18 protein-coding genes are annotated in these 19991 nt (G+C 72.0%); 4 read left to right on the forward strand and 14 right to left on the reverse strand.

Going from position 1 to position 19991, the window contains the following annotated elements; genetic code table 11:
• The 12 genes from HGK68_RS08745 to HGK68_RS08800 form a co-directional block, all read right to left on the reverse strand.
• On the reverse strand, window positions 1-924 hold the full coding sequence (locus HGK68_RS08745) for an FKBP-type peptidyl-prolyl cis-trans isomerase (RefSeq protein WP_246260227.1): 924 nt from the start codon (window positions 922-924) through the stop codon (window positions 1-3).
• A gap of 51 nt (window positions 925-975) precedes the next feature.
• A complete protein-coding gene (pafA, locus tag HGK68_RS08750; RefSeq protein ID WP_169165616.1) occupies window positions 976-2343 on the reverse strand; it encodes a Pup--protein ligase in 1368 nt (455 codons plus the stop codon).
• Window positions 2343-3050, reverse strand: coding sequence for a proteasome subunit alpha (gene prcA / locus HGK68_RS08755; RefSeq protein WP_169165617.1), 708 nt, complete (start codon window positions 3048-3050; stop codon window positions 2343-2345). The genes pafA and prcA overlap by 1 nt, the downstream gene beginning before the upstream one ends.
• The gene (prcB, locus tag HGK68_RS08760; protein ID WP_169165618.1) at window positions 3047-3889 is read right to left on the reverse strand and encodes a proteasome subunit beta; all 843 of its coding nucleotides are present in this window, start codon (window positions 3887-3889) and stop codon (window positions 3047-3049) included. The genes prcA and prcB overlap by 4 nt, the downstream gene beginning before the upstream one ends.
• The gene (locus HGK68_RS08765) at window positions 3890-4093 is read right to left on the reverse strand and encodes a ubiquitin-like protein Pup (protein WP_169165619.1); all 204 of its coding nucleotides are present in this window, start codon (window positions 4091-4093) and stop codon (window positions 3890-3892) included.
• Between the two features lie 113 nt (window positions 4094-4206).
• Window positions 4207-5832 (reverse strand): depupylase/deamidase Dop, encoded by a 1626-nt coding sequence (gene dop, locus HGK68_RS08770; protein ID WP_281358338.1) that lies wholly within the window; start codon window positions 5830-5832, stop codon window positions 4207-4209.
• Window positions 5833-5933: 101 nt separating this feature from the next.
• Entirely contained in the window at window positions 5934-7706 is a 1773-nt protein-coding gene (locus HGK68_RS08775) for a carbohydrate-binding domain-containing protein (RefSeq protein WP_169165620.1), read from the reverse strand.
• A gap of 27 nt (window positions 7707-7733) precedes the next feature.
• Window positions 7734-8486: a polyphosphate polymerase domain-containing protein gene (locus HGK68_RS08780; protein ID WP_169165621.1), complete on the reverse strand. Its 753-nt coding sequence runs from the start codon at window positions 8484-8486 to the stop codon at window positions 7734-7736.
• Window positions 8483-9076: a DUF4956 domain-containing protein gene (locus HGK68_RS08785; protein ID WP_169165622.1), complete on the reverse strand. Its 594-nt coding sequence runs from the start codon at window positions 9074-9076 to the stop codon at window positions 8483-8485. The genes HGK68_RS08780 and HGK68_RS08785 overlap by 4 nt, the downstream gene beginning before the upstream one ends.
• A gap of 86 nt (window positions 9077-9162) precedes the next feature.
• A complete protein-coding gene (gene arc / locus HGK68_RS08790) occupies window positions 9163-10788 on the reverse strand; it encodes a proteasome ATPase (RefSeq protein WP_169165623.1) in 1626 nt (541 codons plus the stop codon).
• Window positions 10789-10878: 90 nt separating this feature from the next.
• A complete protein-coding gene (locus tag HGK68_RS08795) occupies window positions 10879-11943 on the reverse strand; it encodes a tRNA (adenine-N1)-methyltransferase (protein WP_206155862.1) in 1065 nt (354 codons plus the stop codon).
• Between the two features lie 59 nt (window positions 11944-12002).
• Window positions 12003-13118 (reverse strand): site-2 protease family protein, encoded by a 1116-nt coding sequence (locus HGK68_RS08800; protein ID WP_246260228.1) that lies wholly within the window; start codon window positions 13116-13118, stop codon window positions 12003-12005.
• A gap of 113 nt (window positions 13119-13231) precedes the next feature.
• Between HGK68_RS08800 and HGK68_RS08805 the strand changes: the two genes are divergently transcribed.
• Genes HGK68_RS08805 through HGK68_RS08815 form a run of 3 tightly spaced genes read left to right on the forward strand, consistent with a single transcriptional unit; the run spans window position 13232 to window position 16150 of the window.
• A complete protein-coding gene (locus tag HGK68_RS08805) occupies window positions 13232-14173 on the forward strand; it encodes a RecB family exonuclease (protein ID WP_425483645.1) in 942 nt (313 codons plus the stop codon).
• Window positions 14174-14230: 57 nt separating this feature from the next.
• A complete protein-coding gene (locus tag HGK68_RS08810) occupies window positions 14231-15136 on the forward strand; it encodes a helix-turn-helix transcriptional regulator (RefSeq protein WP_169165625.1) in 906 nt (301 codons plus the stop codon).
• A gap of 27 nt (window positions 15137-15163) precedes the next feature.
• On the forward strand, window positions 15164-16150 hold the full coding sequence (locus HGK68_RS08815) for an aldo/keto reductase (protein WP_169165626.1): 987 nt from the start codon (window positions 15164-15166) through the stop codon (window positions 16148-16150).
• A gap of 48 nt (window positions 16151-16198) precedes the next feature.
• Here HGK68_RS08815 and HGK68_RS08820 read toward each other — a convergent pair whose 3' ends face one another.
• Window positions 16199-17374, reverse strand: a complete 1176-nt coding sequence (locus HGK68_RS08820; RefSeq protein WP_169167033.1) for an RtcB family protein — start codon at window positions 17372-17374, stop codon at window positions 16199-16201.
• 103 nt (window positions 17375-17477) lie between these two features.
• Entirely contained in the window at window positions 17478-18152 is a 675-nt protein-coding gene (locus HGK68_RS08825; protein WP_246260229.1) for an HAD family hydrolase, read from the reverse strand.
• Between the two features lie 205 nt (window positions 18153-18357).
• On the opposite strand from HGK68_RS08825, the gene HGK68_RS08830 reads away from it, so the two are divergent.
• Window positions 18358-19950, forward strand: a complete 1593-nt coding sequence (locus HGK68_RS08830; RefSeq protein WP_169165627.1) for a methyl-accepting chemotaxis protein — start codon at window positions 18358-18360, stop codon at window positions 19948-19950.
• Window positions 19951-19991 lie beyond the last annotated feature (41 nt).

Consider the following 19991-nt stretch of genomic DNA (forward strand, 5'->3'; position numbering starts at 1 on the left):
TCACTCTCCCTCGGTGGGTGCGGCGGTGGGCGCCGGGCTGGCGGACGGACTGCGGGTGGCGAGCAGGTCGATCACGAAGACCACGGTCTGCCCGGCGAACTCCTCGGACTGGGTGACGCCGAGGGCGTAGGACGGCGGCACCACGACCATGACCTGCGAGCCGACCGACTGCTCCAGCAGCGCCTCGGACCAGGCGGGCACGTCGGAGAGGGTGAAGGTCTGCGGGCTGCCGGAGGTCCAGGTGGTGTCGATCTCCTGACCGTCGGACCAGGTGAAGCCGCTGTACTGCACGGTGATCACGTCGCCCTCGCTGATCTGCTGGCCGGTGCCGCGGATCAGGGGCTGGACCGTCAGGTCGGTGGGCGGCTCGGTGCCGGTCGGCGTGATGGTCGGCGCGCCGTCCTCGCTCAGGGTGACCGCCGGCATCCCGTCCCGGGGGGCGACCGGCTCGCCGGAGGCGCGGGTGGGCAGCACGTCCAGCACGGTGACCGTCGGGTAGGAGGTGGCTGAGGCGCTGCTGGCCGGGGAGATCTGCACCAGGCGTGCACCGACCTGCTGGCCGCTGAGCGTGGCGTAGAGGTCCTTGCCCAGGTCCTCCTCGGTCAGCATCCGCGGGGTCGGGCTGGAGGTGTAGGACTCCTTGACCAGGCTGGCGTCGTTCGCGTTCTCCAGCCAGAAGTCGAGCAGCACCGGGCGACCGTCGACCAGGTCGGGTCCGGTGCCCTCCCACACGGTCTCCCGGGTGGTCTCGGAGACCTTGAGCGGAGTGCGGTACGTCACCGTGGGCGGTGCGTCGACCTCTCCGGTCACCACCACCTCGGGGTCCTCCGGCGCGTTGTCACCGCATCCGGCGAGCAACAGCACGGCGGCGGCGCACAGGGCCACGATCCGGCGCACGTCGATCCTCTCTCCTCCAGCTTGCACGACCGGGCAACCCTACTGGTCATGCGTGAGGGGCCGGTGTGCACCCGGTGTTCACATCGACTCGATCAGCCGTTCCACCCGCTCGTCGACATGGCGGAACGGGTCCTTGCACAGCACGGTGCGCTGAGCCTGGTCGTTCAGCTTCAGGTGCACCCAGTCCACCGTGTAGTCGCGGTGCGCCTCCTGGGCCGCTTGCACGAACTGCCCGCGCAGCTTCGCCCGGGTGGTCTGCGGCGGGACCGACATCGCCTCGAAGACCTCGACGTCGGTGGTGATCCGCTCGACCAGGCCGCGCTGGGCGAGCAGGTTGTACAGCCCCTCGGTCCGGGAGATGTCGTGGTACGCCAGGTCCATCCGCTGCACCCGCACGTCGCTCAGGTCGAGGCCGTGCTTGGCCCGGTAGCGCTCGATCAGCCGGTACTTGATCACCCAGTCCAGCTCGCGCTCGACCAGTGAGAGATCGTCGGTGCGCAGCGCCCGCAGCCCGCGCTCCCACAGGTCGAGCACGCGGGCGATCTGCGGGGTGGTCGCCTCCGGCCCCTGCGAGGCCAGGAAGTCGGTCACCCGGCCCAGGTACTCCTCCTGCAGGTCGATCGCGGTGACGGTCCGACCGTTCGCCAGGGTGATCGGCTGCATGCCGGTCAGGTCGTGGCTGATCTCCCGGATCGCCCGGATCGGGTTCTCCAGGGTGAGGTCACGCATCGGCAGCCCGGCCTCGATCAGCCGGAGCACCAGGTCGGTCGCCCCGACCTTGAGCATCGTGGTGGTCTCGGACATCGAGGAGTCCCCGACGATCACGTGCAGCCGCCGGAAGTGCTCGGCGTCGGCGTGCGGCTCGTCCCGGGTGTTGATGATCGGCCGCGACCGGGTGGTGGCCGAGGACACCGACTCCCAGATGTGGTCGGCACGCTGGGAGAAGCAGAACGTCGCCCCGCGCGGGGTGGTGAGCACCTTGCCCGCGCCGGTGAGGATCTGCCGGGTGATCAGGAACGGCACCAGCACGTCGGAGGTGCGGGCGAAGTCGCCCTGGCGGCGCACCAGGTAGTTCTCGTGGCAGCCGTACGAGTTGCCGGCCGAGTCGGTGTTGTTCTTGAACAGGTGGATCCGCCCGGGCAGACCCTCGTGCTCCAGCCGCACCTGGGCGTCCGCGATCAGGCCCTCCAGGATGCGCTCGCCCGCACGGTCGTGGGTGACCAGCTGCCGCCAGTCGTCGCATTCGGCGGTGGCGTACTCCGGGTGCGATCCGACGTCCAGGTACAGCCGGGAGCCGTTGCGCAGGAAGACGTTGGACGAGCGGCCCCAGGCGACCACCTTGCGGAACAGGTACCGCGCGACTTCGTCGGCCGACAGGCCCCGGCCCTCGTCGGCGGCGCAGGTCACGCCGTACTCGGTCTCCAGGCCGAAGATCCGCCGGTCCATCACTGCGCCCCGAGCAGTTCGGTGAGCACCGGACCGGTGAGGCGGCGGAACGCGCGGCGCGGCCGGGTCCGGTCCAGTACGGCGACCTCCAGTTGGGCCGCCGGGATCACCCGCCGGTCGTCGGCATCCGCCCCCTCGGCCGGTGCGCCCAGCACCCGCACCGCCAGGTCGAGCACCCCGGCCAGCGGCATCCCGGGCTGCCACTGCCCGGCGATCTCCTCACGCAGCCGCTCGGACTGGCCGCCCATCACCACGAAGCCCTGCTCGTCGGTGACCGACCCGTCGTAGGACAGCCGGTAGATCTGGTCGGCGTCCGGGCCGTCGCCGACCTCGGCGACCACCAGCTCCACCTCCAGCGGCTTGGACTCGGTGGTGAAGACGGTGCCGAGGGTCTGGGCGTAGGCGTTCGCCAGCCCGCGGGCGGTCACGTCGCGGCGGTCGTAGGAGAACCCGCGCAGGTCGGCGTAGCGCACCCCGGCGACCCGGAGGTTCTCGAACTCGTTGTACTTGCCGACTGCCGCGAAGGCGATCCGGTCGTAGATCTCGGAGACCTTGTGCAGGGCGCGGGACGGGTTCTCGGTGGCGAAGGCGATCCCGTCGTCGTAGGCGAGCACCACCACGGACCGGCCCCGCGCGATGCCCTTGCGGGCGTAGTCGGCCCGGTCCTTCATCAACTGCTCGGGCGAGACGTAGAACGGCATGCTCATCGCTGTGCTCCGTCCTGTCGATCCTGTCGGTGCTGCCGGTGCTGCTCGGCGCGGGCTGCCAGGACCTCGGTCACCGTCGCCGCCAGCTGGGTGTCGGGCACCCGCAGGTACCCGGCGGCGGTGACCGTGGCGACCACGGGGTAGATCGCGCGCGACTCGTCCGGTCCCCCGGTGGCGGAGTCGTCGTCGGCGGCGTCGACCAGGGCCTCGACCGCGACCCGGACCGCGTGGTCGGCGTCCAGGCCGGGGCGCCAGAGCTTCTTCAACGAACCGCGGGCGAAGACCGATCCGGAGCCGACCGAGTGGTGCTGGTGCTCCTCGTACCGGCCACCGGTGACGTCGTAGCTGAAGATCCGGCCGATCGTGCGGTCGGTGTCGTACCCGGCGAACAGCGGGACCACGGCGAGCCCCTGCATCGCCAGGCCGAGGTTGCCCCGGATCATCGTGCTCAGCCGGTTCGCCTTGCCGTCCAGGGACAGCAACGAGCCCTCGATCTTCTCGTAGTGCTCGAGTTCCAGCTGGAACAGCCGGACCAGCTCCACCGCGAGACCGGCGGTGCCGGCGATCCCCACCGCGGAGAACTCGTCGGCCGGGAAGACCTTCTCGATCTCCCGGGAGGCGATCTGGGAGCCCATCGTGGCGCGCCGGTCACCGGCCATCACCACGCCGCCGTCGAAGGCCAGCGCGACGATCGTGGTGCCGTGCGGGGCGGCCGGGATCTCACCCACCGGCAGTGCCGTCCCGCGGCCCGGCAGCAGCTCGGGCGCGTACCCGGCCAGGAACTCGGTGAAGGAGGACGATCCGGGGGTGGTGAAGGCGGCGGGCAGGCGGCCGGTCACTCACTGACCACCCTTCTGCACGAAGCCGCGCACGAACTGCTCGGCGTTGGACTCCAGCACGTCCTCGATGTCGTCCAGCAGGGCGTCCACGTCGGCGTCCCGCTGCTGCGCGGTCGCCTGGGCGTTCGCGACTCCGGAGTCGTCAGATCCGTCGACAGGCTCGTCCTCGCGCCGGGCGCCCTGTGCGTGCTCCTGACCAGCCATGTTCTTCTCCCTCGATCTGTCGTGCAGCCCACCCTAGGCCCTGGTGTCACCGGGAACGCGGTGGGCGCGACCACGGTGTGGACCACGGGCGGCGCCACCCGCCTGTGGACAGCTCAGCCGCCCAGTCTCGCCAGCAACGTCGTCGCGTCTGGGCTGGACGCGAGCAGCTCGCCGACGTGCTCCCGGGTCCCGCGCAGCGGATCGCGCATCGGCACCCGTTGCAGCGAGGTCGAGCCGGGCAGGTCGAAGACCACCGAGTCCCAGCTGGCCGCGGTGATCTGGCTGCCGAACCGGGCCATCACCTCGCCGCGGAAGAACGCCCGGGTGTCGGTGGGCGGGTGCACGACCGCGTCCTCGACCTCGGCCTCGGTGGTGAGGCGCTCGACCGCACCGGCGGCGGCGAGACGGTGGTACAGACCGCGTTCGGGGCGGACGTCGGACCACTGCAGGTCGACGGCGTGCAGCTTGGGGTGGTCCCAGGCCAGCTGCTCCCGGCGGCGCATCCCGTCCAGCAGGCGCAGTTTGCCGACCCATTCGACTTCCCGCGCGCAGGAGGAGGGGTCGGTCGCCAGTCGGTCCAGGATCGACGACCAGCGGTCCAGCACCTCGGCGGTCTCCGGGTCCGGGTCGGGCAGCAGTCCGCGCACCGCCGCCAGGTACGCGCGCTGGATGTCCAGGGCGGTCATCGCCCGGCCGTCGGCCAGGTCCAGGGGTTCGCGCAGACTCAGGTCGTGGCTCACCCGGCCGAAGGCGTACACCGGGTCGGCCAGGGTGAGGGCGTCCAGCTGGGTGGCCAGGTGCGAGGCCGATCCGGCGGCGATCTGCTCGATCAGCCACAGCACCAGCGAGGTGGTGCCGGTCTTGAGGTAGGTCGCCACCTCGAACAGGTTGGCGTCGCCGACGATCACGTGCAGGCGGCGCCACAGGTCCGGATCGGCGTGCGGCTCGTCCCGGGTGTTCACGATCGGGCGGCGCAGGGTGGTCTCCAGTCCGATCTCGGCCTCGACGTAGTCGGCGCGCTGGGACAGCTGGTACCCGGGCCGCTCCCCGCGCTGACCGAGGCCGACCCGGCCGGAGCCGGTGAACACCTGACGGCTGACCAGGAACGGGGTGATCCAGCTCGCCAGGTCGCCGAAGGGCACGGCGCGGTCGACCAGGTAGTTCTCGTGGGTGCCGTAGGTGGCGCCCTTGCCGTCGACGTTGTTCTTGTACAGCGCGACATCCGGCAGCGCCTGCACCGATGACAGCGCCCGCACCGAGTCCAGCATCACCCGCTCCCCCGCGACGTCCCAGCGCACGATGTCCCGCGGGCTGGTCACCTCCGGCGAGGAGTACTCGGGGTGCGCGTGGTCGACGTAGAGCCGGGCGCCGTTGGTCAGGATGACGTTGACCGCGCCCGGGTCCTCGTACTCGTCGAACTCGGGGCGGGGACGGGGCTGGGGCGCCGAGGGCCCGGTGGCCGCTCCCGAGTCCGGGTCGTCACCGCTCGGGGCCGGACGAGCCGGGTCGTCGGTCAACAGCGACGGGTGCGCAGCCGCCCGCTGCAGGTGGAACCCGCGCGCGTCCTGCAGCGGGTCCTCGTCGTCGTAGTCCCACCGGGCCTTGGTGCGGCCCGCCTGCTTGGCCGGGGCGTGCACCGCCACCACATGGGACGACAGCAGCATCGGGTTGGCAGGCGCCTTCCCCGGTTGCAGGACGCCGTACTCGGTCTCGATCCCCATCACGCGCCGCACAGTCACCCCATCAGCCTAGGCCGCACCCGCGACCGGCGGCCCACGCCCGGCGCACCGACGGCCGCACGTCCCCCGCCCGCGTCGGGGCCGGGGACGTGGGCCGCAGCTCAGTTCCGGCCGGGTGCCGCGGGCATCCCGCCGCCGGGTCCGCCACCCATCCCGCCGCCAGCCGACTCGCCCGCGGTGACCGTCGCCGCGACACTGCTCCCGGTGCTGTCGCCACCGAGCGAGAAGCCGCCGACCGCCTCCCCGGCCGCCGTCCCACCGGTGAGCACCTGGTACTCCTCGCCCTCGGTGATCCCGGCCATGCTGACCACCACCGAGCCGACCGACTCCTCGGTGACCAGGGTGGCGAGCACCGTGCCGTCGGCGTCCGCGATCTGCACGGTCTCCCCGGCGTCCAGCTGCACCTGGGCGCTGATCCACCCCTGGTCGCCGGTGGCGGGCTCCTGCACCATGCCGACCACACCGACCGCGACCAGGGTGCCCCCGGTGACGGTGAAGGTGCCGTCGTAGTCCATCGCGCCGTTCGCACCGGTCTCGGGGCCGTGCACGATCACCGTGCCGCCGGTCATGGTCGCCGAGCCGTTCACGTCCAGCCCGTCCCCGCCCGCGTGCACCACCACCGAGCCGCCGGTGATGTCCAGGGTGGCGGTGCCGGTGCTCTGCGACCAGTCGCCCTGGGCGTCCTCGGTCTCGCCGGCGGCCGCGTTGATCCCGTCGTCGGAGGCGGTGACCTCGATGGTGCCGCCGGACAGCGTGATCGCCTCGGCCTCCAACCCCTCGTACGACCCGGCCACCTGGACCGATCCTCCGGTGACGTCGAGCGCGGTGTCGGCGTGGATGCCGTCGTCCCCGGTGGTCAGCGTCAGATCACCGCCGCTGACCGTGGCGGTGCCGTTGGTGTGCACCGCGTCATCCGAGGAGTCGACGGTGATCGTCCCGTCCTCGATCACGGTGACCACGCCGGACTTCAGGCCCTTGGTCGACACCGCGTCGTCGACGGCCGCCCTCGCTCCGCCACCGGCGGTCAGGTCCAGGGTGCCACCGGTGACCACCAGATCCGTCTCGGCCTGCACGGCGTCCCCGTCGGCGACCACGGTGATCGTGCCGCCGGAGAGCAGGACGTAGCCCTCGGTGGCGTCCACGTCCTCGTTCGCGGTCAGACCGTCGCCGCCGGATGTCACGTCCAGGGTCCCCCCGCTGACCACCAGCGAATGCTTGCCGCGCACCCCGTCGTCGACAGCGGCGACGGTGATCGTGCCGCCCTCGATGGTCAGCCCGTCGGAGGAGGCGATGCCGTCCTCGGCGTTCGCGCTCACCGACAGCGCCCCGGTGCCGGAGACGACCAGGTCGACATCGGCGGACAGGGCAGCGGTCGGACCCTCGGTGTTCGTGTACCCGGCGGCGTCGGTCAGGGTGGTGGTGCTGCCGTCAGCGAGCTCCACCCCCACGGCGTTCGCCGTGCTGACCAGGATCGCCGAACCGGTGGACCCGGTGATCTCGGCATCGTCCAGGATCAGCACCACGTCGTCCTCGGCCCCGGCGGCCACCACCAGTTGTCCGGTCAGCGATCCGGTGACGGTGTAGGTCCCGGCGGCGGTGACGGTGACGGTGCTGCCGTCCACGGTGACCCCCGCGCCGTCCACGGTGGCCGAGTCGCCGGTCAGGGTGATCGTGCTGGTGGCCTCGCCCGGGTCGAGGTCGGCGGACGTCAGGTGCTCGGCGTTCTCGGCCAGCACGGCTTCGGCGGTGGTGGCGGTGTCCGACGCTGCCCCGACCGTGGCGGCGACCGGGTCGGCGCTCGGCGCGGAACACCCGGCCAGGGCCAGCGTGAGGGCGGTCGAGACGGCGATGACGGTGTGGATCGAACGGCGCATGGCGGAGCTCCTTGGGGTGGTGGGGGTTCAGCCGACGACCCGGCGCAGGGTGCGGCGCCAGGGTCGTCCGGTCACGTCGGGGTGCAGCAGCAGCAGGCCGGTGGCGTACTTGGAGATCCGGTCCGGGCGGTGACCGTTGCGCCACAGCAGGTGGTCCAGCGGGCCGGCACCGTGGGCGCTCTTGGTCTCGACGATCACCCGGCGCGGGAGGCCGGTCCGGTCGACACCGCACGGGGTGGAGAACGCCAGGTCGGTGTCGATGGTGGCCCGGTTGCCGTCCGGCAGGCGCAGGGTGGTCCGGCGGTACTCGGTGACCAGCACCGGTGCCAGGTCCAGCACCTCGGGCGGCTGCACCCCGGCCTCGGACAGGGCGGCCCGGACGAAGGGCAGTCCGGCGGCCAGCCCCTCCGGATCCGGGTGCTCGCGGCGCTGCTTCACCGTGTTCCCCCGGGGGCCGCGGGTCTTGACCTCCAACCAGCAGCTGTCGGTGTCCAGGTAGCTGCGGGTGCGGATCTTGAACCGGCGTCGCCGCCGACCCGCCGCCGAGTGGAAGGCGTCCAGGGCGCCGGTGTCCAGGTACACCGATCGGTAGCCGAAGCACTGCCGGTCGCCGATGGTCAGGCAACGGGTGCCGGTCGGGAGCTCGGCCAGCAGCGGGGCCAGCGCGTCCACCGGGAGCACGTACTTGCGGTCGATCCTGGTCAGCAGCTCGGCCTCGGCGGTCAGCTCCGTCAGGCCGATCGGGGCCAGGTCCAGGCGGTCGACGATCGTGGTGCTCATCGGGCATCGACCAGCGCACACGCCGGGACCGCGGCGCTGATCGCGCGGGCGCCTTCCTCGTACCGCACATCCACCCAGGTGACGTCGTCCACCAGGTCCAGACGGAGCACGCTCACGTCCCGGACCCCGGCACCGAGCAGTTCCTCCAACCGGGCGGTCAGCTCCGCGCGATCCGGGTAGGCGCGGTCCAGCACCACGGTCTGCTGCCGGTAGCGGCACAGCAGCCGGGGGTGATCGCCGATGTACAGCGCGACCAGGATCAGCCCCATCATCGCCGCGGCCGACCAGCCCAGGGTCGCGCCGAGGCCACCCAGCAGGCCGAGGGCCAGCGCGGCGAAGTAGTACGCCACCTCGTGCTGGGTGATCTCCGACGAGCGCAGCCGGATGATCGACAGCACGCCGAACAGGCCGAGGCCGAGGCCCGCGCCGACGGTGCTGGTGGACAGTGCACCGGCCACGGCGAGCACCCCGACGTTCACCCCGATGAAGGCGGCGACCAGATCACGTCGACGGTGTCGGGGGAAGTAGAGGACGAAGGTGAGGACGACGACCGCGGCCAGGTCGAGGGCGAACAGGGCAAGGGTGGGCATGAGCACCCCTTCGGGTGGGAGAAGCGGACGTCGTCCATCTCCCCACCCGGCACTGTGTCGTCGCTGTGACCGACCTCAGCGAGGACTCAGAGGTACTGCCCGGTGCTCTGCACGTTCTCGATCCGCCGGGGTGCCGCCGCGCCAGCCTTCTTCTTGTTCTCCTGCACGATCGTCCGGATGAAGACGATCCGCTCGCCCTTCTTGCCCGAGATCCGGGCCCAGTCGTCCGGGTTCGTGGTGTTCGGCAGGTCCTCGTTCTCGGTGAACTCGTCCACGCAGGCGGTGAGCAGGTGCTCCACCCGCAGGCCGCGCTGCCCGGTGGCGAGCAGATCCTTGATCGCGGACTTCTTGGCCCGGTCGACGACGTTCTGGATCATCGCGCCGGAGGTGAAGTCCTTGAAGAACAGGATCTCCTTGTCGCCGCTGGCGTAGGTGACCTCCAGGAAGCGGTTCACGTCCTCCTCGGAGTACATCCGCTCCACGGTGCGGTGGATCATCGCCTCCACCGCCTCGGCCTGCGATCCGTGGTGCTCGGCCAGGTCGTCCGGGTGGATCGGCAGGTCGGGGGTGAGGTACTTGGCGAAGATCTCCCTGGCCCCCTCGGCGTCCGGGCGCTCGATCTTGATCTTCACGTCCAGTCGACCCGGCCGCAGGATGGCCGGATCGATCATGTCCTCACGGTTCGAGGCGCCGATCACGATCACGTTCTCCAGCCGCTCCACGCCGTCGATCTCGGCCAGCAGCTGCGGGACGATCGTGGTCTCGGTGTCCGATGACACCCCGGTGCCGCGGGTGCGGAACAGCGATTCCATCTCATCGAAGAACACCACCACCGGGTGACCCTGCGACGCCTTCTCCCGGGCGCGGCTGAAGATCAGCCGGATGTGCCGCTCGGTCTCGCCGACGTACTTGTTCAGCAGCTCCGGACCCTTGACGTTCAGGAAGTAGCTGGTCGCCGAGGCCGGGTCCTCGCCCCGCACCTGCGCGGAGGTGGCAGCGAGCGAGTGGGCGACGGCCTTGGCGATCAGGGTCTTGCCGCAGCCGGGCGGGCCGTACAGCAGCACACCCTTCGGCGGCTTGAGCCCGTGCTCGCGGAACAGCTCCGGGTGCAGGAACGGCAGCTCGACGGCGTCGCGGATCTGCTCGATCTGCGGACCCAGGCCGCCGATGTCGGTGTAGTCGATGTCCGGCACTTCCTCCAGCACCAGGTCCTCGACCTCGGAGCGCGGCACCCGCTCGAAGACGAAGTTGGACCGGGTCTCGATGGTCAGCGCGTCACCGACCCGCACCCGGCCGCCGAGCAGCGGACCCGCCAGCCGGACCACCCGCTCGTCGTCCCCGCGTCCGACCACCAGCGCGCGGTCGGTGCCGATGAGTTCCTTGACGGTGACCAGTTCCCCGACCCGCTCGTAGCCGCCGGCCTCGACCACGGTCATCGCCTCGTTCAGGCGGACCTCCTGGCCCGGCCGCAGCGCGCGGGTGTTGACGCTGGGGCTGACCCCGACGTGCATCTTGCGCCCGGCCGAGATCACCTCCACCGTGCCGTCACCGCGCGGCGACAGGAAGGTGGCGAAGGTGGCCGGCGGCTTGGCGAGGTCGTCGATCTGCCGCTTCAGCTCGATGATCTGGTCCCGCGCGGCGACCAGCGCGTCGGACAACCGCTGGTTCTTGGCCTGGAGCAGCTGGAATTCCTGCGGGGTCGGTTCCGTCATGGCGCGGTCCCTCCTGGCTGATGGCGTTGCGGCAGGCTAACCACGCGGGCGGACATTCCGCGCGATGCGGTCAGCGGGTGGACCGGCGTGTCACTGGTCCTCGGGGGCCTGTCCGACGTCCCGGCGGACCCGGCGCAGCTTCTTCTCCGAGATCGGCCGCTCGCCCATCGCCTCCGGGGTCCACGCCTCGTCCGGCAGGTCCAGGTGCGAGCGGGTGCTCTCCACCGCGCCGGACTCGTCGACCAGGTCCTTGGACGGCGCCGGGCGGCGCTTGCGCTCCGGCGGGATCACGCCGTCCGCGAGCCGCCGGGTGGACAGCAGGAATCCGGTGTGGCCGATCATCCGGTGCTCGGGCCGGACCGACAGACCCTCCAGGTGCCAGCCCCGGATCATGGTCTCCCACGCCTGCGGCTCAGTGAACCGGCCGTCGGCCCGCAGGTCCTCGGACAGCCGGGACAGCTGGGTCGTGGTGGCGACGTAGCTGATGAACACGCCGCCGGGCACCAGGGCCTGCGCCACCGCGTCCAGGTTTTCCCACGGGGCGAGCATGTCCAGCACCACGCGGTCGACGGTGCCGGGCTGCTCGGCGATCGGCAGCACGTCGGACAGGTCGCCGATGCTCACCCGCCAGGCGGGGTGCGGCCCACCGAAGAACGCCTCGACGTTGCCGCGCGCGATCGCGGCGAAGTCCTCCCGGCGCTCGATCGAGTGCAGCATCCCGTGGTCACCGACCGCCCGGAGCAGCGACATGGTCAGCGCACCGGAGCCGACCCCGGCCTCGACCACCCGGGCCCCGGGGAAGATGTCCGCCATCGCGACGATCTGCCCGGCGTCCTTGGGGTAGACCACCGCGGCGCCGCGCGGCATCGACAGCACGTAGTCGGACAGCAACGGACGCATCGCCAGGTACTCGATGCCGCCGGTGTTCGCGATGACGCTCCCCTCCGGGGAGCCGATCAGGTCCTCGTGCCGGAAGTAGCCCTTGTGGGTGTGGAAGGTGGCGTCCGGGTGCAGCGTGATCGTGTGCAGCCGGCCCTTGGGGTCGGTCAGCTGGACCCGTTCGCCGACCCGGAACGGTCCACGGCGCAGGTGGGCACCGGTGGGACCCTCCTCGCTGGAGCCCTGGTCGCCTCCGGAGCCCGGGCCGTCGGGCACGGGGCGGGCGTCGTCGTGGGACACGGGCGGCAGGTCGTCATGGGTCACGGGCGGCAAGTCTAGGAGCGGAGTCGGGCCGCGACGTCCGCGCCACGCACCAGCGCGACCACCTGCGGCCCCCTCACCGCGACCATCACCGGGGCGAACCGGCTCACGGCGGCCAACGCCGACAGCAGTTCCTCGCCGGTCAGGGACGCGTCCACCACCGCACCGGCCGGAAGCCCGACCGCCACCGCCGTCACCGGCACCCGGGTGCGCTCGGCACCGGGCACCGTCTGCGCGGCGGCCGGGTCGACGTAGGCCGCGGGCCGACCGTCCGGGCTGAGCAGCACCACGGCATCGGCACCGGTGACACTGCGCGCGGCGTCGGCCTCGGCCAGCATTGCCGTCGCCGCCACGCCCACCGCGCGCACGCCCAGGGACTCGACGGTGAAGCCGTCCACCCGCTGCTGGGTCCGGGCCTGGCGCAGCGCCTGGCTCGCGCCGGTCCACAGGAACGCGCCCACCACGGCGGCCCACACCACCTGATAGAGGTCGATGCCCCACCGGCTGCCGGCCTGCCAGCCGAGCACCGCCAGCACGAAGCCGACGGCGACCACCCGGCCGGCCCAGGCGGCGACCACGGTGCCGGTGCGCCGGTTCCTGGTGACCGCCCACACCAGCGATTCCAGCACCTGGCCGCCGTCCAGCGGCAGGCCGGGCACCAGGTTCAGCACCCCGACGAAGAGATTCGCCGCGGCGGCCGCGTACAGCACCACGTAGGCGGCACCACCGTCCGGGGCCACCGACGCCCCGATGCCGAGCACCGCGGCCAGCACCAGATTGGACAGCGGGCCGCAGACGGCGATCAGCGCGGCGACCCCCGGACCGAGCGGGGTGGTGGTCAGCTGGGTGTGGCCGCCGAGCAGGGTGAGGGCGAACTCGCGCACCCGCAGGCCGAAGGCCCCGGCGACCAGGCCGTGCGCCAGCTCGTGCACCAGCACCGACAGCAGCAGGATCACCGCGAACACCGCCGCGATGCCGTAGGCCGAGCCGGTGCCGATCCCCAGTTGGGTGCTGAAGGTCGGCGCGAACAGCAGCGCGATGATCACGGCCATCAGGGCGCTGCTGGGCGTGAGGACGATCGGGGCGCCGGCGACGCGACCGATCACCAGTCCGCGGGTGTGAGGGGGCACGGCGGACAGGGTACGGGGGCGCGGTGCGCGACGGCTGTGCGCGCGGGGCCGGGGGCGTCGGCGTGCGGGTGGCGGGAGGCAGACGTGTGGGTGGCGGGGCCTACGCTCGACCCGTGACCGACACCGACCCGCTGCTGCTCGACGGACCCGCCATCGACGGGCCGGTCGTGGTGCCCGGAGAGACGGCTGCCGAGGCGGAGGAGTCCGCCGGACACGAGGCGGTCAGGACCAGGGTGCCCGGGCTCTCCCCTTCCCGCGCGAACGACTTCCAGCAGTGCCCGCTGCTGTTCCGGTTCCGGGTGGTCGACCGACTGCCCGAGCCGCCGAGTTCCGCGGCCGCGCGCGGCACGCTGGTGCACACCGTGCTGGAACGGCTGTACGACCTGCCGCTCGGGCAGCGCACCCCGGCGGCCGCCCACGACCTGGTGCCCGCGGCCTGGGACGCCCTGGTGGAACGCCAGCCCGAGGTGGTCGAGCTGTTCGCGGACGAGGCGGGTCGGCAGGAGTGGCTGACCAGCGCCCGGCTGTTGCTGGACACCTACTTCACCTTGGAGGACCCGAACCGGTTGCAGCCCGGCGAGCGGGAGCTGAACGTGCGCACCCAGTTGGCGGACGGACCGCAGCTGCGCGGCATCGTGGACCGGCTGGACATCGCGCCGGACGGGCGGCTCCGGGTGGTCGACTACAAGACCGGCAAGTCGCCCCGCGCCGGTTACGAGGGCAACGCGCTGTTCCAGATGCGGTTCTACTCCTACGTGCTCTGGCGCGAACGCGGGGTGCTGCCGACCCTGTTGCAGCTGGTCTACCTCGGCGATGGGACGGTGGTGCGGCACGCGCCCAGCGAGGCGGAGATGCGCACCCTGGAACAGCGGTTGCGCGCACTCTGGGAGCGGATCGAGGAGTGTGCCCGCACCGGCGAGTGGGCCCCGCGCACGTCGAAGCTCTGCGACTGGTGTGCGCACCGCAGCATCTGCCCGGCCTTCGGCGGGGTGCCGCCGGAGATCCCCACCGGTGCGGTGGAGTCGGCGCTCGGGGTGGTGCCGCTCGCCGGCTGACCGGGAGGTCCTGACAGGGCCTCCTGGCGCGGGCCCACCCGTCGTACCGTGGTCGGCATGGACAACCGCGAGGAGGTGCGCGACTTCCTCCGGTCACGTCGCGCCAGGATCACCCCGGAACAGGCGGGCCTGCCGACCTACGGGTCGAACCGCCGGGTGCCGGGTCTGCGCCGCGAGGAGGTCGCGATGCTCGCCGGGATGTCGAGCGACTACTACATCCGGCTGGAACGCGGGAACCTCGGCGGGGCGTCCGACCAGGTGTTGGACGCGCTCGCCCGGGTCCTGCGCCTGGACGACGCCGAGCAGCGTCACCTGAGCGATCTGGCGGCGGCCGCCCGAGGGCCACGCAGTCGGCGCGCCCGTACCCCGGATCTCACCGTCCCGACCAGCATCCGGGTGCTGTTGGACTCGATCACCGGGACCCCGGCCGTGGTCCGGGACGACCGGCTCACCGTGCTGGCGACCAACCCCCTCGGCCGTGCGCTGTACCACCCGCTGGTGACCAGCCCGGCCGGCCCGGCGAACCACGCCCGATTCGTGTTCCTGGACCCGGCGTCGCAGGACTTCTGGGTGAACTGGGAGCGGGCGGCCGACGACACGGTGGGTGTCCTGCGGTCGGCAGCCGGTCGGATGCCGCACGACCGGGAGCTGAACCTGCTGATCGGCGAGCTGTCCACCCGCTCAGAGGACTTCCGCACCCGGTGGGCGGCGCACCACGTGCACCTGCACACCGGCGGCGTGAAGCAGATCCGGCACCCCGTGGTCGGACGGGTCGAGCTGATGTACGACTCCCTGTCGATCGCCGCCGCCCCGGACCTGACCCTGCTGGTGTACACCGCGCAGCCGGGCAGCCCCAGCGCGGACGCCCTCACATTGCTCGCATCCTGGTCGGTGACCGAGGGGTACTCCCAGTACCCCGGTTCAGCAGGGACTCCCCTGGTCACGCCGCCGGTGGTCGACTGAGGTCGTCATCGACCCAGGAGGTTCACCATGCACACCAGGACGCTCGGCCAGGGACTCGAGGTCTCGGCGATCGGGCTCGGCGCGATGGGCATGTCCCAGAGCTACGGTCCGAACCCGGGCGACCGCGCGGACATGATCGGCGTGCTGCGCGGCGCCGTCGAGCGGGGTGTCACGTTCGTCGACACCGCCGAGGTCTACGGCCCCTACGTCAACGAGGAGCTCGTCGGCGAGGCCCTCGCCCCGATCCGCGACCGGGTCGTCATCGCGACCAAGTTCGGCTGGAACATCGTCGACGGACGGATGCAGGGCGTCGACTCCCGTCCCGAGCAGATCCGCCGCGTCGCCGACGCGTCCCTGCGCCGGTTGCGGACCGACGTGATCGACCTGTTCTACCAGCACCGGGTCGACCCGAACGTGCCGATCGAGGACGTCGCGGGGACGGTCGCCGAGCTGGTGCAGGCCGGGAAGGTGCGGCACTTCGGGCTGTCGGAGGCGGCCGCCGACACCATCCGGCGCGCGCACGCCGTGCACCCGGTGACCGCCGTGCAGTCCGAGTACTCGCTGTGGACCCGCGACCCCGAGCCGGAGGTGCTGCCCACCCTGGCCGAGCTCGGGATCGGCTTCGTGCCGTTCAGCCCGCTGGGCAAGGGCTTCCTGACCGGCACCGTCGACACCTCGACGCCCTTCACCGAGGGCGACATCCGCACCCGGGTGCCACGGTTCTCGGCCGAGAACCTGGACGCGAACCAGGCACTGGTCGCCCAGGTGCGCGCCGTCGCGGAGGCGAAGGGCGTCACCCCCGGTCAGATCGCACTCGCCTGGCTGCTGGCCCAGCAGCCGTGGATCGTCCCCATCCCCGGCACCCGGCGGCTGAGCCGGGTCGAGGAGAACGCCGCCGCCACGGCCGTGGCTCTCTCCGCCGACGACCTGGCCGATCTGAACGCGCTCACCGCCCGGATCCCGGTCGCCGGGAACCGGTACGACGAGTACAGGATGTCCCTGGTCGGACGGTGACCCGACACGGGCCGGTACCGGGGATGTCCCCGATGCCGGCCCGTCGGGTCAGCCCTTGACGCAGAGGATCGTGCGCAGCCGCGCCACGACCTCGACCAGGTCGCTCTGCGCGGCGATCACCGAGTCGAGGTCCTTGTACGCACCCGGGATCTCATCCAGCACCCCGGCATCCTTCCGACACTCCACCCCGGCGGTCTGCTCGGCCAGGTCGTCCAGCGTGAAGTGCTTCTTCGCCGCGGTCCGGGACATCCGCCGACCGGCACCGTGCGACGCCGACCAGTACGACTCCGGGTTGCCCAGGCCCCGCACCACGTAGGACCCGGTGCCCATCGACCCGGGGATCAGACCGAGGTCACCGGCACCGGCCCGGATCGCCCCCTTCCGGGTCACGATCAGGTCGGCGCCGTCGATCCGCTCGGTGGCGACGTAGTTGTGGTGCACGTTCACCGCCTCGTCGAAGGTCACCTCCCGGTCGGCGAACTCCGCCCGGACCGCCTCCGCGACCAGGGTGATCATCACCGCCCGGGACCGGGCCGCGTACTCCTGCGCCCACCACAGGTCGTTCAGGTAGGCATCCATCTCCGGGGTCCCGGCCAGGAACACCGCCAGATCCCGGTCCGGCAGCGCCCGGTTGTGCTCCAGACCCTTGGCGATCCCGGCATGGTGCTCGGCCAGCGTCTTGCCGATGTTCCGCGACCCGGAGTGCAGTTGCAGCCACACCTGGTCCTCGGTGTCGAGGCAGACCTCGATGAAGTGATTGCCGCCGCCCAGGGTGCCCATCTGCTGCTGCACCCGGGTCTCGATCCGGTCCACCCCGCCGCTGAGCGTGCCGAACCGGGACCAGAACGCGTCCTCGCCGGACAGCACCTCCGCGGACCGGGCGCCCCGGGCCAGCGGGTGCAGCCGCCGCAGGTCCACCGGGGTCTTGTGCCCGTGGTGGCCCACCGGCACCTCGCGCTCGATCCGCGACCGCAGCCGGTGCAGGTCGTCCGGCAGGTCGGCAGCGGTCAGCGAGGTGCGCACCCCGACCATCCCGCAGCCGATGTCCACCCCGACCGCGTTCGGCGACACGGCGTCGCGCATCGCGATCACCGACCCGACCGTCGCCCCCTTGCCGAGGTGGACGTCCGGCATCACGCGGATGCCGTGCACCCACGGCAGCGCGGCGATCTGGCGCAGCTGCTGCGCAGCGGCCGGTTCGACCTCGTGCTCGGGCGCCCACATCAGGGTGGACGCGCGGGTACCGGACAGCTGGACGGGGAACACGGGAGTGCCTTTCACGACGACGACAAGAGCCGCCGACGGTAGACCCGACCGTCGGCGCAGGTCAGCTCAATTTGTCCAGCACGTCACCGGCACCGATCCGGGCCAGGTCCGCGACCGTGATGTCGGTCAGCGAGCTGGTGACGCTCAGCTCCGGCAGGTCCGGGATCGGGGTGAACACCTCCACCGCGAGCACCCGGCCCCCGGCCGCCACCGCCGACCCGATGCCGGACGGCGAGTCCTCCACGATCACGCACCGGGTCACGTCCACCCCGAGGTGCTCGGCCGCCATCAGATACGGCTCCGGGTGCGGCTTCGCGTGCTGCACGTCGTCCCCGGCGACCACCGTGGCGAACACCCCGGCGACCTCGGCGAAGGGCAGCGCCAGATTGCGGTACGACGACGTCACCAGCGCCTGCGGCACCCCGGCCTCGGCCAGCGCCCGCAGCAGTGCTTCGGCGCCCGGCTGCCATGGGGTGCTGGCGGCGACCCCGGCGCGCACCCGCACGCTCAGGTAGTCGATGATCTCGTCCAGGCTCAGGTCGACACCGCGCTCCTGCAGGATGCTCGCCGAGGTGGTCAGCGGGTTGCCGACCAGCGACAACCCGTCCTCGTGCGACCACTGCCCACCCCAGGAGTGCACCAGCTCGGTCTCCGCCGCCATCCACAGCGGCTCGGTGTTGACCAGGGTGCCGTCCATGTCCCAGAGCACAGCGGTGGGAAGGGCGGGGTGGGTCACGGGGTTCTCCTGTCGGGCGGGCTGCGGGGATTCCGACCACCGTAACCCGGGCGGGTGGACGGCAGGTGAAGCGACGGCGGTGGCCGGGCGGGGCGGGGCCGTGCGCCGGTGGTGGAAAGTTCCCGCCGCACGCCGGTTTCACCCTGTGAGGACGCCCACCGGCCCGGTTGCTCGATCACGGTGAGCCGGCGCCGATCAGGCGGGCATGACCCCCCGCAGCTCCTGGTTCGCCAACCGCCCGATCGCGCAGAAGATCGGTGCGATCGTCGCCGTCCTGACCATCGTCGCCGCCGGCATGGGCCTGCTCGCGATCAGCAGCGTGCAGCAGCTCGGCGAGGGGCAGCGCACCCTGTACCAGGCCGACGTGCAGCCGTTGCAGGAGCTGGACCAGATCCAGCGCACGCTGCAGGGCAGCCGGGTGCGCGCGAACCAGTACGGCTTCACCGCCGCCGCGGACCGGGCCGACCTGGCGGCCGAGATCGCCGACCGGGGCGACCAGCTGCTGGACGAGCTGGCCGACTACCGGCCGCACGCGGCCGACCCGGGGCGGGTGGACGACGCGATCGACCTGGCCACCGCCTTCCACCGGAACTTCGCCGAGCAGTTCGTCCCGGCCGTGGACGCGGGAGCGAGCGACGGCGCGCTGTCGGCGCTGTACACCGAGCAGATCTACCCGAACGCCGATGGGGCGCTGGACGCGATCTCGGGCGAGGCGGAGGCCAAGTCGGAGGCCGCCGCCACCGAGTTCGCCCACGGAAACGCGCTGGTGTCCAGCACCCGCACCCTGCTGATCGCCGCGCTCGCCGCCGGGGTCCTGATCGCGCTGGTGATCGCGGCCCTGGTCACCCGGCAGATCACCAGGACCGTCCGTCAGGTCGGTCGCTCCCTGGACGCGCTGGCCGAGGGTGACCTCACGGTCGCACCCGACGTGCGCTCCACCGACGAGCTCGGCCGGATGGCCGCCGCCCTGGCCGCCGCCCAGCAGTCACTGCGCAGCACCCTGTCGTCCGTCGCAGGGGTGTCCACCACCATCGCCGGTGCCGCCGCACAGATGTCCGGTGCCAGTCAGGCGGTGCTCGGCCGGGCCCAGGAGACGTCGAACCAGGCCGGGGTGGTCGCCGCCGCCGCGGAGCAGGTGTCGCGGAACGTGCAGACCGTCGCCGCCGGTGCGGAGGAGATGGGCGCCAGCATCCGGGAAATCGCGCAGAACGCCTCGCAGGCGGCCAAGGTCGCGGGTGAGGCCACCAACGCCGCCGCGCTCACCAACGAGCAGGTCGCCCGGCTCGGCGCGTCGTCGGCAGAGATCGGCAACGTCATCAAGGTGATCACCAGCATCGCCGAGCAGACGAACCTGTTGGCATTGAACGCGACCATCGAGTCCGCGCGCGCCGGGGAGGCTGGCAAGGGCTTCGCGGTCGTGGCCGGGGAAGTCAAGGAACTGGCGCAGGAGACCGCCAAGGCCACCGAGGACATCGCCCGCCGGGTCGAGGCGATCCAGGCCGACACCACCGGCGCCGTCGGGGCGATCGGCGAGATCTCCAGCATCATCGCCCGGATCAACGACTACCAGCTGACCATCGCCTCGGCGGTGGAGGAGCAGACTGCGACCACCAACGAGATGTCCCGCTCGGTCGCGGAGGCCGCCACCGGCTCCGGGGAGATCGCCAGCACCATCACCGGGGTGGCGGGGGCCGCCGAACGGTCGACCGACGTGCTGCGCGAGGTGGAGACCGCGGTGCGCGACCTGGCGGGGATGTCCGCCGAGCTGCGGGACCGGGTGGCGGCGTTCCGGTACTGAGACGCCGACGGTCGCGGTGAGATGACCGAGGGCTCGGCCGA

This window comes from Cellulomonas taurus, assembly GCF_012931845.1.
Lineage (GTDB): Bacteria > Actinomycetota > Actinomycetes > Actinomycetales > Cellulomonadaceae > Cellulomonas > Cellulomonas taurus.

Excerpts from the sequence above, each read along its gene's own strand:
- HGK68_RS08815 (WP_169165626.1), top strand. The coding sequence starts at position 15,164 with ATGCACACCAGGACGCTCGGCCAGGGACTCGAGGTCTCGGCGATCGGG.
- HGK68_RS08775 (WP_169165620.1), bottom strand. The coding sequence starts at position 7,706 with ATGCGCCGTTCGATCCACACCGTCATCGCCGTCTCGACCGCCCTCACG.
- HGK68_RS08830 (WP_169165627.1), top strand. The coding sequence starts at position 18,358 with ATGACCCCCCGCAGCTCCTGGTTCGCCAACCGCCCGATCGCGCAGAAG.
- HGK68_RS08765 (WP_169165619.1), bottom strand. The coding sequence starts at position 4,093 with ATGGCTGGTCAGGAGCACGCACAGGGCGCCCGGCGCGAGGACGAGCCT.
- HGK68_RS08785 (WP_169165622.1), bottom strand. The coding sequence starts at position 9,076 with ATGCCCACCCTTGCCCTGTTCGCCCTCGACCTGGCCGCGGTCGTCGTC.
- HGK68_RS08780 (WP_169165621.1), bottom strand. The coding sequence starts at position 8,486 with ATGAGCACCACGATCGTCGACCGCCTGGACCTGGCCCCGATCGGCCTG.
- arc (WP_169165623.1), bottom strand. The coding sequence starts at position 10,788 with ATGACGGAACCGACCCCGCAGGAATTCCAGCTGCTCCAGGCCAAGAAC.
- HGK68_RS08820 (WP_169167033.1), bottom strand. The coding sequence starts at position 17,374 with ATGTGGGCGCCCGAGCACGAGGTCGAACCGGCCGCTGCGCAGCAGCTG.
- HGK68_RS08810 (WP_169165625.1), top strand. The coding sequence starts at position 14,231 with ATGGACAACCGCGAGGAGGTGCGCGACTTCCTCCGGTCACGTCGCGCC.
- prcA (WP_169165617.1), bottom strand. The coding sequence starts at position 3,050 with ATGAGCATGCCGTTCTACGTCTCGCCCGAGCAGTTGATGAAGGACCGG.
- pafA (WP_169165616.1), bottom strand. The coding sequence starts at position 2,343 with ATGGACCGGCGGATCTTCGGCCTGGAGACCGAGTACGGCGTGACCTGC.